The sequence below is a fragment of the Halorientalis marina genome (genome assembly GCF_023028345.1).
GTDB classification, from domain to species: Archaea; Halobacteriota; Halobacteria; order Halobacteriales; family Haloarculaceae; genus Halorientalis; species Halorientalis marina.
On sequence record NZ_CP095487.1, the window covers coordinates 2,089,788 to 2,105,086 of the forward strand.

A 15,299-nucleotide genomic window follows, 5' to 3' on the forward strand; every position below is an offset into this window, starting at 1 on the left:
CGTGGTCACCCCTCCAGCCCTCCAGTTCGGCCGCCGGGACCGCCCGTTCCGGGTCGCCCTCGCCGCGGTCGCGCTCGCCGCCGGCGTCGCCGTCTTTTTCGTCGGTACCGAACTGTTCCCACACCTCTCCTCGAACCACGACGAGGGCGTCTACCTCCAGCAGGCCGAACTGCTGCTCGACGGCCAGCTCGCGATGTACTCCCCGATTCCGGAGGCCGTCCACCCGTGGTTCTTCGTGCAGGACGGCGCCCGGCTGTACCCGAAGTACACGCCGGTCGCGGCGGCGCTGTTCGCCCCCGGCGTCGCGGTGGGCGTCCCGCGACTCGTTCCCGCCCTGATCGCGGTCGCGAACGTCGCCCTCCTGGGGCTGCTCGTCCGCGAGGGGTTCGGCCGCTCGACCGCGGTCGTCGCTGCGGTCCTCCTGGCGGCGTCCCCGCTTTTCCTGCTCAACGGCGCGCTCTTTCTCTCCTACGCGCCGACGACTGCGCTGAATCTCTGTTTCGCCCTCGCGTACGTGCGAGCGACGCGGGCTGAGGGGGGTCGCCGACGCCGGTACGCCCTCCTCGCGGGGACCGCCATCGGGGTCGCGTTCTGGGCGCGCCCGTTTACCGCCGTCCTCTTCGCGCTCCCGTTCGTCGGGCACGCACTTGCGACGCTCGTCCGCACGGGCTGGAGCGCCGAACAGTACGACCCCCGGAGTCTGCTCGCGGCGCCGGCCGTCGAGCGGAGCCTGCTCGTGGCCGTCCCCGGCCTCGCGTTCGTCGGGATCGCGCTGTCGTACAACCACGTCGTGACCGGGTCGGCGCTCGTCTTTCCCTATCAGGCGTTCGCCCCCCAGGACGGCCCCGGCTTCGGCGTCCGCAGCATCCTCGGCTACGAGCGCCACTACACCCCCGCGCTGGCGCTCGAAACGAACGCGCTCGTGCTGTGGCGGCTGGCGACACGATGGACCGTCGCCCCGCCGCTCGGGACCCTCGCCGCGGGTCTCGGGCTTGGGGTCACCGCTGCACGACTTCGCGGCCGCGTCTCACTCCCGGCAGTCGATGGGCTCTCCGACCACGGCATCCGGCTCCTCCTCGCGGGCGTGGCCCTGTCGGTCGCCGTCGGCAACGTGTTTTTCTGGGGGAACCTGAATCTCCTGGCCGCCCTCGGCGACCCGACGGACGGCCTGATCTCGCTGATCGGCCCGTTCTATCACTTCGACTTGCTCGCCCCGCTGTCGGCCTTTGGCGCGTTCGGACTCGTCGTGGCGTGGCGTCGGCTCCGGGCCGCCGTGTCCACGTACACCGGGCCTCGTGGCGCTCGAGTCGCGCTCGCGGCTGTCCTGCTCGTCGGGGTGGCCGGCGGCGCGGTCGCGCAGGCGGACGCACTCGCCGGTCCGGTCGAGCGCAACGAGCCCTACACCGAGCGATACGAGCGTGCGTACGCACCTTTCGAGAACCGGACGTTCGAGCGTGCGGTCGTGTTCGTCCCGGACCCGTACGGCGACTGGCTGAACCACCCGTTCCAGTCGCTCCGTAACGACCCGGACTTCGACGGGCCAGCCCTCTATGCCATCGACGAGGACGCTGCGACGCGGTTCGCCGTCCTGGATACGTATCCCGACCGCCAGCCGTACCGGTACGTCGTCCGCGGCGAGTGGACGCCGGAAGTGAACGAGCGCGACCCCGTCGACGCGACGGTCGAACCACTCGCCGTCCGCTCCGCCGAGCGGTTCCGCGTCGAGACGACCGTCGGCGTCGTCGGTACCGCCGAGTCCGCGACCGTTCGCCTGTCGGGCCCCGAGGGAGCCATCAACTACGGCGTCACGAACGTGAGCGGCGAGACGACGACCGTCGAGTGGCTCGTCGAGCGGGGCCGGGCGCGGGCGACCGGTGACGGGCTGGAATCGTATAGCGAGCAACGGTGGATCACCTACCGCGACGCCGACGAACTCGCGCTGGCGGTCACCTACACGCAACCCGGCGGGTCGACGGTCACCTACCGCCAGCAGCTCTCGGTCGAGACGACGACGGACGAGGTCAGGGTCCTCTGGCCGCCGAAAACGACGATCTGCCGGCTCGTCGCCGACTGCGGCACGGCGGGTGCCTACGTTCCCGGGAGCGACGACTACGTGACCGGCGTGTCCCTGAACACGACGCTCTCGCCGGCCGATCACTCCCCGTAGAGCGCCGTGTCGGGGTGGAAATCGGCCCAGGCGAACCAGAACATCGGCGACCGGTCGTTCGCCCGCGCGAGCGTCGACCCCGCGAACGGCCCGTCGACCGCCTCGCCGGTGAGGATGCGCCAGCGCGAGTCGCCAGCCCGGATGTGACCGTCGTCACCGGCGGAGAACGTCAGCGTTCGTCCGTCAGATCGCCGGTCGTAGGCCACGAGCGTCCCATCCGGACCGGTCGTCACCACGACCGGACGGTCGCCGACGGTGTCGTTGACGACGCCGGCGTCTTCGACTGCGTCCAGGGGATAGGCTTTGGCGGCGCCGTCCGAGGTGACGCCGACGACGTCCGTCTTCGGGTGGAGCCGTGCGTCGGTGGACCCATCGCCGCCGCCGATACCGATCCGGCGCGACTCGTCGTATCCGCTGTAGGGGTCGCGGTCGTAGTTCCTGGTGACGTCGCCCGCTATCGTCCCGGACTCCGGTGGGGGTAGGAGCACTTGGGTCTCCGGATGTTCCTCCTGCCACTCACGCCACGTGGCGAACGTCGACGGCGTGAGTTCGAGCTCCGCCCCCGTCTTCGCGCCCCGGATCGCGGTGGCGAAAATCTGACTCCAGAGGCTCCCCGTCGCCTCGTCGTACATCACGAGGTCCGATTTCCAGAGGTACCCGGAGACGCCGAAGGTGGTCGGTTCGCCGTCGACGCGGCGCTCCGCGGTGACGCCGCTCCCACAGAGCGGACAGTAGGTGACGAGCAGCGGGCCGTCGAACTCGTCGTTGACGACCTCGTGCCAGTTCATGACCGCCAGTGGATAGGCACGCGCCCGCCCGTCGCGCTCGACACCGATGACGCGTTCGTCGTCGTCCAGCGTCGCGTCGACCCCGCTCCAGTCGCTTCCGAACGCTGGCTCAGTGACGGCTGGAATCGCGTCCTTCTGGGCACCCCGTCTAAGATCGGACTCCGGAACCGGGAGGTCGACGCCGCCGACCGACTGTGGCGTTCCGGTGAACGTCGAAAACGAGCCGTCGTCGGCGGAGCCCCCGCCGAGACAGCCGGCTGCGCCACCGACTGCCGCGATTCCGACACCCTTGAGGAGTCGCCGCCTGTTCATATCGGGTGGTTGGGGTGCTGGAACTTAGCCGCGTGGCGGTCTCACGACCGGGTGCACGACCGTCGTTACCGGAACCGCTCCTCGATGGCGACGGTACAGATCGACCGCGCGATGTCCCAGCCACCGGAGATGGGGTCGAGCGTCGTCTCGCCCTTCCGCTCTGCGTACTCGATGGGCATCTCGTAGACGTCGTATTCGCGTGCGAGCGGCCGCATGAGGAGTTCCGCCGACAGCCCGGTGTTTTCGGTCCAGCGGATCTTCTCGATCACTTCGCTCCGGTACGCTCGCATCCCCGTCGTCGTGTCGTGGATGCGTTCGCCGAGGAGAACGCTCGCCAGCGCGGCGAAGGCGTGGTTCCCCAGGCGATTGAAAAGCGGCATCGCGTCCGCGCCGTGGTAGAGCCGATCGCCACTGACCACGTCGTACCCCTCGTTTACTTTCTCGAGGAAGTCGGGGAGCCGGTTCATCGGGTAGGTGTCGTCACAGTCGGTGGTCACGATCACCGGCCGGGAAGCGGCATCGAGTGCCGCCTCGACGGCGACGCCGTACCCCTGTGGCTCCTGTTCGATGACGCGAGCGCCGTGTTCGCGAGCGATCTCCGGGGTCCGGTCGCTGGACCCGTCGACACAGACTACCTCTGCCCGTCCGTCGGTCACGTCGTCGATGTCCGACAGGACCGTGCCGATCGCTGCCGCTTCGTTGTACGTCCCCATGACGACGCTCACGTCGTCGAACGTGAACGCCTCGTCCTCGACTGCCGTCGCGGTTGCCATCGCTTGCCTCTCTCCGCTCCGGATGCTTGAACTTTTAGGTTCGCCAAAATCAGTGGGCGAACGACTCGACGGGGGTCGCTCGCTCCCAGCAGTGTTCGTAGAGCCGGCGGCCCCAGTCGAGGGCGTCGTCGCTTTCGGCGATGAGTTCGCTCCCGGTGTCGTACCCCCCGTCGAGTTCCGGCAGCGAGAGCATGACAACATCGTCGGTCACCGTGAGCGCGAACCCGACGTCGCCGACACGAAGCCGGGCATCCGCCGGCGGCTCGATGCCGCCTTCGATTGCGTCCGCGGTCGCATCTTCGACGACAGCGGTGTTCAGGAGGAGTCGAATCTCGTCGACCGCCGGAAGTTGCATCGCGTACTCGTCCTGGTAGATCGGTGTCGCGATGGAGACGTGGTCCGCGTCCTCGAGGCGACGAGCGACGGTCCTGACGGCCCGATGCGGGTCGGTCTCCGTCGCCCGAACGATGTCACAGCCCGCCAGGGCCGACAGGTCGGTCCGGAACCGCTCCGGAAGGACGTCGACCCGGTGGCTCCGCCAGTACGCCGGGTCGTTGGTCAACAACGCTTCGGTCTCGTCGAGCGTCGTCAGCACGTCTCGGACGATTTCGCCGACACCGGTTACGGCCAGGTCGCCGTTCTCGGTCAACAGCCCACGGTCGCGTAGTTCGTTGACTGCTCCGTAGACTGCCGACTCGCTCGCGTCGACCTCGTCGAGGAGCGACGATGTCGACCGCGTTCCGTCCACCACTGCACGCAACACGTCCGAGCGGACCGACGACCCGGTCACGAACTCGACGTGCGTTCGGCCCCCTACCATACTCGGCGGTTCGATACGTCCCTGCTTAGTTCCCTCGTTATCGATATTTCTGATTCCAGGGGTATCGGAGTTGTCTCCGTGAGCTTCACCAGTCGCCTCCTCCTGGAAAAATTCACGGTAAAAAACTCGTGTGTTTAATAGATTGGCTGTAGATTATTCGCTCGCTGCCGTGGATATATCCACGTACCCCCGGCAGCACGAGCGGGCCTGCCCCGGTCGTTCGTCGAAGTCCGCCCGAGACATGCCCACCCGGCAGGGCTTGCCCACCCTGCCGGGACTGCCCACGCAGGTCTCCTGGTACCGTTCCCGCTGACTCCTTCGACAGTCGTGACGCTGCCGGACGGTTCGCCGATAGCCGGCACAGTATTTCGTCAGTTCTGTCGAGAGATTTGGCATGGATGACGAGCGGCGGGACGTACTCTATAGCAACGGCGCGGCCATCTCCGGTGGGCCGGCTGCTCGGCGCTCACGGGCGGGGACGACGAGGCGGTTGAGAGCGACGACGGGCGCGCGGCCGGGGTATCGAACTTGCTTCGAATGAACGCGGTGACGACGCACACGACCTACGCAATCGCTTCGTTCGTCGACCGCTACCGTGGGGCCTACCGGGACGACAGCGAGGTGCTGGCTGCCCTACCTTCGCCGGCGGGAGCACCTAGGCAGGGGCCACGTCCTGACGGGCGCGACGGAAGCCGCCGTCCTGACGGGCGCGACGGACGCCGCCGGGAGTACCGTGCCCGAGGACGCAACTTCGCAGTTGGAAGGGTACACGTTCGAGAACGATCCCAGGGGGCCGACCACGATCGACGCGACGAGCCATCAGGGACCACCGGCGCAGTTATCGGTGAAACCACGAGTGACGCGGACGTGCCCTACGGCGGTGACGGGTTGACGAACACCCAGACGAATCCGCTGGACCGTGAGCGGGCCGCAGAACTGCTTTCCTCGTCGGACCTGCCGCCCGGGCTCTGACACCGATTCGATATAGCGGCATACGATTTACGAGTTGGCTATGCGTCGCCAGCAGTCACGGCTTTCGTTGTTTCAGAAAGGACGTATTCGTCAGAGCAACGAATAGATGTTAGCCTCGTAGGTGTCTCGGACGCGTGTCCCCCAGTCGTGGGTGTAGGTATCGATGATGTCGGAGGCGACGTCGCCGCGGAGGTACTTCACGATACCACGGTCGCCCGTGCGATCCCGGAGGTGTGTGGTGAAGAAGTGTCTGAAGTAGTGTGGCGTGACGTTCTCCTGGGCGCCGCCACCCTGCCTGTACCAACCGACCCGTTCGGCGTGGTCGCGGACAGTGGCCCGCACCATCGACGGCGTCAACCGCTCGCCCCAGGCATCGCCGGTACTTAGAAAGAGCCCGTTCCCGGTCACCGCATCGGGCCGCACCAGAAGCCACTCCCGGAGTATCCGACCGAGTTCGGCATCGACGGGCACTACCGTCCCGCGCTTCCGCTTGTTCGCTGCCGTTCGGCGCTCGCCGTTCACGTGATCGCCGACGCTGATCTCGCTGGCGACATAGAGGGCGTTTCCACGACCGTCGAGTTGTGCCCTGTCCCCGAGCGGGAGCGTTCCCGTCTCGACTGCAAGCGAACAGTCGCGGAGGTCGAGATTACAGAGCTCACCGACACGCATACCGGTTTTGAGCAACGTAACGATCACCGCCCGTTCGAGCGGATGGCGAACGGTCGAGACGAACTCCCGCATCTCCGGCACCGAGACGTCCCGTCTGGCGGGATCCGTGTCGATTCGTTCGTCCATCTCCTCACGGACGACGGTCATCGGGTTGTGCTCGAAGGCGCCGATCTCGGTCATGTAGCTGTAGAATCGATGGAGATACGAAGCGTACGTGGCGACGGTGCTCGACTCGAGATCGCCGCGGAGCGTATGGATCCAGGCCATACACTCCCGGCGGCCGGCGTCAGCAGGTGTCACCGGCTCTCCCCGGGGGTTCCGCTCGGGGTCGGCCAGAAACGCCTCGAAGCGTGAGAGGACGCGGTCGTATGCGCGTCGTGTCCGCTCGGTTTTCCCGTGGAACGTGAGTTCTTCGAGGAATCGGTCGATAGGACCGTCGCCGCTCTCAGCGTCGGCGACATCACCGGCACTCATCCGCTACCCTCCGTGAGCCTGTACCCGCCGGCACGGCCGCTGTACTCGATTCGGTTCTCGCTCTGGAGGTCACTGAGTGTCTCGTCCAGACGGTCCTCGATGTCCTCGGTCAACTGCGCGAGCAGGTCGTCCCACGACTTCGGCCCGCCAGATCGAAGAACGTCGAGGACCACCTCTTCGAGGTCGTAACCCCTAGGGTCGGCGTCGGTATCTTCCCCTTCGACGGGATCGAGGTCGAACTCCCGCCGGCCGGCCTGTACCATCGTCCTGACGAACTCGCTCTGGCTCATGTCCAGGTCGTCAGCGTGCGCCTGCCACTCGGCCTTCTGATAGGCAGGGACGTAGGTCTTCACTGCTGCCCGCTCCGTGTCCACGCCGTCTGCGACCATACCTCTCACTTCGAACCCCCCCTCACATCAATCTTCCCCAGTCTCGTCGATAAGGGTTTTTATCGATGGATATAGCGCCAAAATACAGTACATTATTTTATTTGGGGGTAGATATTTTGCCATCGGAGCAACGTCTGGTTCTACACTCGACGATAATGTAATGTCGGCTCCGCGGCACACGTTCGCTGGAGGGGGTAGTCGAACGATGTGTGGGCACTTGCTACCTCTGGAGAACAGTGTTGTTCAGCTCCTCGTCACTGACGTCCGAACGGTAGTGTCTCGTCCACGGACGAGCCCGCGAGTCGATTCGTACGCGGGGCGCGCCTGCCCGTCACCGAAATTCTGCGCGCGCGTCGACGTATTCGGTCTTCGTAGCGTGTGAACGGCGGGACGGATCCGACAACGATTCTGGACGTCGGGAGATGTGGCGGGGATTGGAGGTCGGTCTTGCTCCTCTCGACAGCAGTACGTTCATCTACAGTCCGGTTCGGCCGATGGCAACCGTGGTAGTGGCTACACTGTTGGGCCAGGATTCGTGCTGTTCTCCCTGCCCCCACGCGCACACGTCCGCACGAAACAGCCGACCGTTCCTTCGCTCTAACTGTAATTGGCCCGCCCCCAGCCACCTGTCTCCCACTGTCGACCTGGTGAGTCAGGAGCCTATAGTAGTCAGCAGAAATTCTCACCGGTCACGAGCGTCAACAGGACGGCTTTCGGGCCGAATCCCCCTTTTGAACCACACAGTGAGCGAAGACTTCTGGTGACTACTATAGGCAACACACGTGGCTTTTTACGTGATACTCGCCGTGAGAATGCTCACTGGCATGGATGCATCCAATGGTTCATTTGGCCCGGCTCCGGCCGCCTCTCGGAATCGTTACTCCGTCCAGATGGCTCCTCAGGATGTTACCTTCCTATGCCTGATCGACCGCTGACGGCTGCAGTAGCGGCGAAATCGACGACATCGTTCTCTGACGGTCTGCCAGTTGCCCACCCACCAGAATGGACTCGGTCGGCGGGAACCGGAATCCGAAACCACCCCAGTGTGGTTCGGTCGGTGGGGCCCCACCGACACCTCCCTCCCGAGCGAGCCAGGATCCTTGGGTAGCAATAGCTATCGACGAAAACCACGGCGTGTCGCGAGAGTCGGGCTCTCGTGCAGCGCAGCAGAAAGCCGGGGTCTTTCCGGGGTTATCGTTGACATCCTGTTTATCGATGAACCGACGCAGGACCACTGCTGCTGGATCGGTGTCGTGGCCGCTGAACACGCCGCGCTGGAATGGGTGCGGAATATACCGTCACACACACCAGCACCGCTCACCGTCGAGCTGGACAGCGGTCTCGTAACCCGCGAGACTTACGCCTGCGCCGTCACCGGATTGAGCGGCTTCAGGCCGGCTGTACGAGAGCTTCGCGCTGGTGAACGTCGGCGGACCATTCACTTATCGGCCGGCTCGTTTAGTGACGAGCCGGCCGCCTGGGTGATCTACGCCCACTAGGATGTCTACTACCCCTCGTCGCGACCGCATCGTCAATTGGAGGTGACAGCGGACGCCCAAACGGCCATCCACGTAGCTCGAAGGTCCTGGCGTGCGACCGAGGCGGGAAGCGCCTCGCTGCTGTCGCCGTCCGTCCAGGCTCCTCAACGTCATAAGGGCTGCATCTCTGCTCTCGCCGCGTGGTTCTTGCAGCGACGTGGACACCCGAAGCGAGACGTCTTTGCCGTCCCAAACTGATACACTCGACAACATTCCCCCATTCTATAATCTGACTTACCAATATTTTCTGATTTTACGTGCCGCTCTACGAACTCGTAAACTGTATGTCGCTATATAGAATGGCGTCGGACTCGATGTCTCAGAGACGACGTTTCGCTGCCGAAGTGACCGAGAAGAATCGACGATCCGTGGTGTACGTGCTCCCTCCGGAAATCGGTGCTCGACGAGTGAGCGGCGTCAGACTGCCAGTTCCGTCTCCAGTCCGTCGCCGACGAACAGTTCGGTAGCCCGTTCGACGACCGGGTCCCGTTCGGCCGCGTTCTCCAGCAGTACCGTCTCGCTCGGGAACAGTTGCTCGCCGAGTTCGAGTCCGTGCTCCCGGGCCGTCGTCCCAGTCACCGTAAGGTACACGCCGATTCCGGTGTCGGCGATCGCCGCTTCCTCCTCCGCACCGGTTTCGGTGTAGGCGAACTCGATACCGTCGAGGGCACGGGTGCCGAGAACGGCCTCCACGAGACGTTCGTACCGCGGCGAGATGCAGAGCGTCCCTTCGTATGCTTCGACGAGTTCTCGGGTCAGTGGGTAGTCGCTGGCGTCGACGGTTTCGGGCGTCGCGAGCAGCGTATGCCACACCGTATCACCGAGACCGGAGACGACCCGGACGTCGGTGTCGTGGGGATCGATGCGGTCGTTGACTTCCGTCAGATCGGTCAGCGGGTCGGGCGTGAGTTCGACGACCTCCTCGAGAACGAGGTCGGCGCTGTCGAACCCCAGTGCGAACTCGTGTTTCCGGAGCGCCCGGAACGGCTCCTCGCGGCCGACGAGATGAACGTCCACGTCCCCGAGTTCCATCCGCACGCTGTCGAAGACGATGCGGCGCGGCATCCCGTCCCGGTCGTCTCGCAGGAGCGTGTACTCGGGTCCCTCGGGTGAGGAGAGGTCGCTGTACGCCGCGAGTCGGTCGTACACCGAACGGTCGGCCGTCTGGTTCCCTTTCGTGATTGCTTTCTCGTAGCGGAGCGTCGAGATGATCTCGTCCGCGCTCTCGGTCGCCCCCGTCCGATCCGCGAGCCGTTCGAGAACGGCTTCCAGCGGCCGCCCCTTGCGCGGCACGGCAACCCTGACGGTACTCATTGAGCGATTCGAGTAGAGCCGACAGTAAAACGAATCCGGTTCGAAGCGACGTCGAGGTCACCGTCGCCGTCAGTCGCCCTGTGCGCCCAACACGTTGCTGAGCTGTTCGCGCCACTCCTGGAGTTCGACGATATCGTCCTCGACATCCTCGATGGTGTCCGAGACACCCTCGATGTCGTCGAGGTCGCCCTCCAGGTCGTCGATGGTCGACTGCATCTCGTGGATGCTGTCGTCGACGTCTTTCACGTCGCCCTTCAGCGACTGCATATCGCCTTTGATGTTGTTGACTTTGCCTTCCAGCGAGGCGATATCGTCGGCGTTGTCCTCGATTCCGTCCTCGATCTCGCCCATCTTGGATTCGAGGTCGTCGAGACCGCTCTGGACATCCTCGATGAGGTCCTCACCCTGGCCGTTCTCCTCGAGGAACTCCTCCAGCGCGTCGATATAGGCCTCCATGTCGGCCACGTTCGTCTGGAGCTTCCCGATTCGGGCGTCCATGGCTGCACCGTCCGTCCCGCCGCTCGCCTCGATTTCGAGTTCGTCCTGGAGGACCTCCATGTCGTCGTCGTCGACCTCGCCCTCGCGGATTTCCGTCGCGAGCGCCGCAGCGACCGATTCGATGTCACCGCTGACACCGTTCGTCTTCGCGGCATCTGCCTCTTCGGCCTCCGCCTCGTCCGCCTCGTCGTCCTCGGCTTCGGCTTCCTCGGCTTCTGGCTCGTCCGCCTCGTCGTCCTCCGCTTCGGATTCGTCGGCATCCTCGGCTTCGGCCTTGTCCTCGTCGTCGTCCTCGGCTTCGGCTTCCTCGCCTTCGGAGTTGGGGTCCGCGAGGTCGAGAGTCCCGATGTCCTCGTCCTCGTCGCCGCCTTCCTCGTCGCTGAGGCCGGGGACGGAGTCGGTATTGCCCGAAATCACGTCGCGGACGACGTCGCTCCCGCTGCCGCCGACGACCCCATCCTCGTCTTCGAGCGGCGGGTCCACGTCCGCGATGTCGGGTTCCGTCAGGAACTGCTCGACGTCGTCGGTCCCCGTCGCGCGGATGCCGTAGACGGTGGTGTACTGCTCTTCGGATTCGACCTCGCGCTCGAAGGTAATTTCGTCGTCTTCGATGGTCCAGTACTCGCTGCCGTACTCGGGGTGGAAACCGAGGTCCTCGACGGCGACGTTCTCGGGCACGTCGTCGACGATTCTCACCGTCACTGGCTCCGTCCGGTCCGACTTGATCCGGAACGCGATGGCCGGAACCGGAAAGGCGTCGGCCTCGAACGTCTTGATGACCGTGATCCCGTTCGAGGCGACGGTGACCTCCTCGTAGTTCTGCGATTCGCTCATGGCTACAAGTCCGTTAAGCAATGATATTAAAGCTACGTCCCATTTTTCTCTTTTGGACCGCTCCGTTCGCTGAAATTTTCTCACCCCACGAGCGAATTTCGGGGATGAAACCCTACAGATCGACTCTGTCGCCGATTTCGGTGATTTCGAGTCGTCGGGGCGCCGCGAAACTACGGACGTGGTCGTGCAGTGCAGTCGGGTCAGCTGTCAGTCCTTTCCACATATCCCAGTGGGTGGGCAGCAGGCGGTCGAGACCGAGCTGGCGCGCGGCGTCGACCACCTCCGTCTCGTCGCTGTACCACTTCGTGTACTGCGGTTCGCGGGTCTCCTTGTCCGGGATGGTTCCGGCCGACCCGAAGGCGAGCGCGCCCAGATCGATGTCGTACTCGGTGCCGACCGATTCGAAGGGGTCGCCGGGGCGCGCGTCGCCACCGTGGAAGAACGTGCCCGCCTCGTGCTCGAAGACGTACGAAACCGGATGGGTCGCATCGGGATCGTTCGCCGGTTCGACGTGGATTGTAAGAGAGCCGACGGAGAAGGTGTCGCCCTCCGCGACGACCCGAAAGTGCTCGTCGTCGACGGCCCACCGGTCGGTCCAGTCGTTCTCGCGCGCGACAGCTACGGAATCGTCCGGGCCGACGAACTCGGCGCCCGTCTCCGCGAGGATCGGAGCCTGGCTGGGGCCGTCGACGTGGTCGGAGTGTTCGTGCGTCGCGAGAACGGCGTCGGCCTCGCGCACGTCCCGTGGCTCGAAGGGAACGGGAATCATCCGCGTCGTCCGCCCGGGGTCGCCGGTCCCGAGGTAGGGGTCGACGAAGACGGTCGTCCCGTCGGCGGCCTTCAGCGCGAACCCGTTACAGCCGAGATACCAGAGCGCGACGCCGTCCGGGTCGGTGTCGGCTATCGCGCGGGGGAGCCAGTCGCCCCAGTCGCTGTGAATCGTCATGCCCGCGACTGCTCGGGACGGCACAAAGAGGGTTTCGAGTCAGGAGTGCAGCGCGATAGCCGCGAGGATGAAGGCCCCGCTGACGACGAACCCGAACGGGGCGAGGTCGAGCGGGGAGAGGCCGAGCAGGTGGATCAGGTTCCCCGAAAAGGGAATGACGGTCGCCAGCAGGAGGTTCCGGGTCAACCGCTCCTCGCTCTCGGACTGCCCGATCCGGAGCCACTTCTCCAGAAAGAGCGTGACCGCGCCCATCCCGAGCAGGTACGAGTAGGCCGTGTGGACCCAGAACCACGGCCCGTAGACGACCTCCGTTCTGACGAGTTCGCCCACAGGTGCGACGACGCGTACGTACTGGAACATCATGCTCCCGGCGTTCGTCCAGACGAGGGCATTCGTCACGAGCGGGACGACCGACAGCAGGGCGACGTTCCGGGGCGTCACGTACCTCTCCCGGCCGGTGTACTGGACGGCGAAGACGAAAATCGACAGCGTCGCCACGGTGGGGCCGACGAACCGGAGGTTCAACCAGATCAGCCGGGACTGGGGGTCCGTCGTCCCGAGCATAAGCCCGTAGGAGACGGTCCAGATGACGATGGCCCCGAGGAAGCCACTCATCGGGATGGCCCCCGTCCGCCCCCGCTGGACGACGGTCAGCCCGAACAGGACCGCCGCGATGGCCGCCGCGACGAACAGCGGTACGATAGGTGCTGATAGCTGAAACGCCACTGATCCCCCCTCCGCGTGGCCCGATTATACAGGGTGGGGGGATTTATAACCCGCGACTGCGGTCAGTCCTCGCAACAGCCGCCGGCTTTCTGTCCGAAGTCGACCTTCAGCGGCGCGGAAATCTGTTCGTTGATCTCCTGCAGGCGCAGTTCGAGTTCGTTCTGTGCCTGGAGGAACTCCGACATCACCGGGATGTCGTGGAGTCGCTCCTGCTTGCGCTGGAGTTCGCGCAGGTCCTCCTGTGTCGCCTCGCCAGTCTGTCGGGCGAGCATGAACTCCTCGCGGAACTCCTCGAACTCCGTGATGCGTTCCTGTGCTTCCTCGTCGTTCTCGACGGCCTCTTTCGCCTCTTCGAACGCCTCGTACTCGGGCATGGCCTCGATGGCCTCGCCGAGTTCCACACTGAGTTCGTCGACCCGCGATTCGGTGGTCTCCGCCGACTCCGTATCGATGCTCATCACTCCTCTGTTGGTGCTTCAGCGTTTTGAAAGTGCCGAACCGCCGTCCACACCACCTTGAAAAATTCAGTCGTGATAATGTGAGCCATACGGATTTAACCTCGCAGTTCCCCGTGCCGGTAGGAGGCGGCAACAATGGTTCCTCGGGCGGTCGCGGTCGGACTCATCGCCGTCGTCGTGTGTTCGGCGGCGGTCGCGAGCGTCGGCACCGCCGGCGCGACACAGCGACCGACCGAGGAGCCGACGCCCGGAATCGCGGTCGAGGCCACCCCGCAGGACGATTCGGGTGCCATCACGTACCGTATCAGCGTCGACGAGCTGGGGCAGGTCGACCGGTTCGCGCTGGCCGTGGGCGGGGATGCGAGGGTCACGGACACGGACGGCTTCGAGCGGGCCGACGACGGGGCGCGACTGGTTCCGGCGGCCGGCCGGACGAGCGGATCGGTCGTCATTCGGGTGGACGCCCCCGGCCGGAGCGGGGACGGTGCGTACGTCACCGGCGACGGCTGGGCCCTGACTCGCGTCCCATACGCCGTGGCCCGCTGGTCGCCGCGGGGAGCCGACGGGATGCGGAGCGTCAGACCGCTGGGCGACGAGTTCGGCGCCCTGGACGACGGGTCGGGTACCTACCGCGACCGCTACGCAATGGTCGGCGAGCGGACGGTGGAGACACACGACCTGCAGGGCCAACAGGTTCGGATCGTCCGCCCGGCAGGAACGGAGTTGGCCGCGGGCTCGGAGGCGGTCGCGGCGACGCTCCGGGCGGCGAGCGCGCGCCTGCAGGTCGGTGACCGCGACGAGACGCTGACGCTGTTCGCGCCGACGGCCCCTGCACGCGCTGGCGGCGAGTCCTTCCCCGCTCGCGACGAGGCGTGGGTGCGCGCGGACTCCCGCGTGAACAGCCCGAACAACGTCTGGGTCCACGAGTACGTCCACACGCGTCAGAGCTTTCGCCTGAGCGAGGACATGCAGTGGTTCCGCGAGGCCAGCGCCGAGTACTACGCCGCGCGGTTCACTCACGAACGGGGCAGTATCAGCGCAAGGGAGATGCACGCCCACCTCGACGGCGAGGGCGTGGACGCGACGCTCACCCGACCGGACACCTGGGCGGACGGTCGCGCACCCTACAGCAAGGGGGCGCGCGTGCTCGCCCTGCTCGACCGCAACATCCGACAGTCGACCGACGGCGAACGGTCGCTCCAGGACGTCTTCGAGCGCATGAACGGACACGACGGGCCAGTGACGTACGCGGAGTTCAAGACGATGGTCGCCGCGGTGGCTGGTCACTCGATGGACGGGTGGCTCGACCGCTACGTGGCGACTGGCAGTACGATCGCGAGCGCCTACCACCCCGAGCCGGCTCGTTCGGGAGTGCTGGGCGTGGTCGACGCCGTCCTCGCGGGCGACACGTCAGTCCTCTCGACGCTCGCCGTGTCCACGCTCCTGGGCGCGCTCCTGTCGGTGCCGCTGTACGCGGCCGGCCGTCGACTCCGTCCGGAGCAGTTCCGCATCCTCCTGCGGCGTGGGAGCGTCCGCTGAGCGCGGACTCGTCGAGCGCACACACGTCGGCGGTCGGCCCGAAGCGCCGTCGTTTTACGCGCCGAGCGGATACGATGGGGCA

13 protein-coding genes are annotated in these 15,299 nt (G+C 65.6%); 3 read left to right on the top strand and 10 right to left on the bottom strand.

The features are described 5' to 3' along the window. Position 1: 1 nt before the first annotated feature. Positions 2–2,167, top strand: coding sequence for an ArnT family glycosyltransferase (locus MUG96_RS10620; RefSeq protein WP_246982490.1), 2,166 nt, complete (start codon positions 2–4; stop codon positions 2,165–2,167). On the opposite strand, the gene MUG96_RS10625 is transcribed toward MUG96_RS10620, so the two are convergent. The 3 genes from MUG96_RS10625 to MUG96_RS10635 form a co-directional block, all read right to left on the bottom strand. Further along, the gene (locus MUG96_RS10625) at positions 2,155–3,267 is read right to left on the bottom strand and encodes a DUF3179 domain-containing protein (RefSeq protein WP_246982498.1); all 1,113 of its coding nucleotides are present in this window, start codon (positions 3,265–3,267) and stop codon (positions 2,155–2,157) included. The genes MUG96_RS10620 and MUG96_RS10625 overlap by 13 nt on opposite strands. A gap of 65 nt (positions 3,268–3,332) precedes the next feature. Beyond that, positions 3,333–4,040, bottom strand: a complete 708-nt coding sequence (locus MUG96_RS10630) for a dolichyl-phosphate hexose transferase (protein ID WP_246982500.1) — start codon at positions 4,038–4,040, stop codon at positions 3,333–3,335. A 49-nt stretch (positions 4,041–4,089) separates the two neighbouring features. Then, positions 4,090–4,860: a helix-turn-helix transcriptional regulator gene (locus MUG96_RS10635; protein ID WP_246982502.1), complete on the bottom strand. Its 771-nt coding sequence runs from the start codon at positions 4,858–4,860 to the stop codon at positions 4,090–4,092. A gap of 546 nt (positions 4,861–5,406) precedes the next feature. Here MUG96_RS10635 and MUG96_RS10640 point away from each other — a divergent pair. Next, positions 5,407–5,832 carry a hypothetical protein gene (locus tag MUG96_RS10640; protein WP_246982504.1) on the top strand — a complete coding sequence of 142 codons (426 nt, stop codon included), beginning with the start codon at positions 5,407–5,409 and terminating at the stop codon, positions 5,830–5,832. 90 nt (positions 5,833–5,922) lie between these two features. Here MUG96_RS10640 and MUG96_RS10645 read toward each other — a convergent pair whose 3' ends face one another. The 7 genes from MUG96_RS10645 to MUG96_RS10675 form a co-directional block, all read right to left on the bottom strand. Continuing rightward, positions 5,923–6,975, bottom strand: coding sequence for a tyrosine-type recombinase/integrase (locus MUG96_RS10645; RefSeq protein WP_246982506.1), 1,053 nt, complete (start codon positions 6,973–6,975; stop codon positions 5,923–5,925). Next, complete coding sequence (locus tag MUG96_RS10650) at positions 6,972–7,364, bottom strand: DUF5805 domain-containing protein (RefSeq protein WP_246982508.1); 393 nt, start codon at positions 7,362–7,364, stop codon at positions 6,972–6,974. Before MUG96_RS10650 ends, MUG96_RS10645 begins: the two co-directional genes overlap by 4 nt. A gap of 1,955 nt (positions 7,365–9,319) precedes the next feature. Further along, positions 9,320–10,216 carry a phosphoribosyltransferase HisG-related protein gene (locus MUG96_RS10655; protein WP_246982510.1) on the bottom strand — a complete coding sequence of 299 codons (897 nt, stop codon included), beginning with the start codon at positions 10,214–10,216 and terminating at the stop codon, positions 9,320–9,322. Between the two features lie 69 nt (positions 10,217–10,285). Continuing rightward, positions 10,286–11,548: a hypothetical protein gene (locus MUG96_RS10660; RefSeq protein WP_246982512.1), complete on the bottom strand. Its 1,263-nt coding sequence runs from the start codon at positions 11,546–11,548 to the stop codon at positions 10,286–10,288. Positions 11,549–11,660: 112 nt separating this feature from the next. Beyond that, entirely contained in the window at positions 11,661–12,494 is an 834-nt protein-coding gene (locus tag MUG96_RS10665; RefSeq protein ID WP_246982514.1) for an MBL fold metallo-hydrolase, read from the bottom strand. Positions 12,495–12,533: 39 nt separating this feature from the next. Next, a complete protein-coding gene (locus MUG96_RS10670; RefSeq protein ID WP_246982516.1) occupies positions 12,534–13,220 on the bottom strand; it encodes a histidine kinase N-terminal 7TM domain-containing protein in 687 nt (228 codons plus the stop codon). A 62-nt stretch (positions 13,221–13,282) separates the two neighbouring features. Beyond that, complete coding sequence (locus tag MUG96_RS10675; protein WP_246982524.1) at positions 13,283–13,678, bottom strand: YlbF/YmcA family competence regulator; 396 nt, start codon at positions 13,676–13,678, stop codon at positions 13,283–13,285. Between the two features lie 135 nt (positions 13,679–13,813). Here MUG96_RS10675 and MUG96_RS10680 point away from each other — a divergent pair, with 135 nt between their 5' ends. Beyond that, positions 13,814–15,217 (top strand): hypothetical protein, encoded by a 1,404-nt coding sequence (locus tag MUG96_RS10680; protein ID WP_246982525.1) that lies wholly within the window; start codon positions 13,814–13,816, stop codon positions 15,215–15,217. The last annotated feature ends 82 nt before the right edge of the window (positions 15,218–15,299 follow it).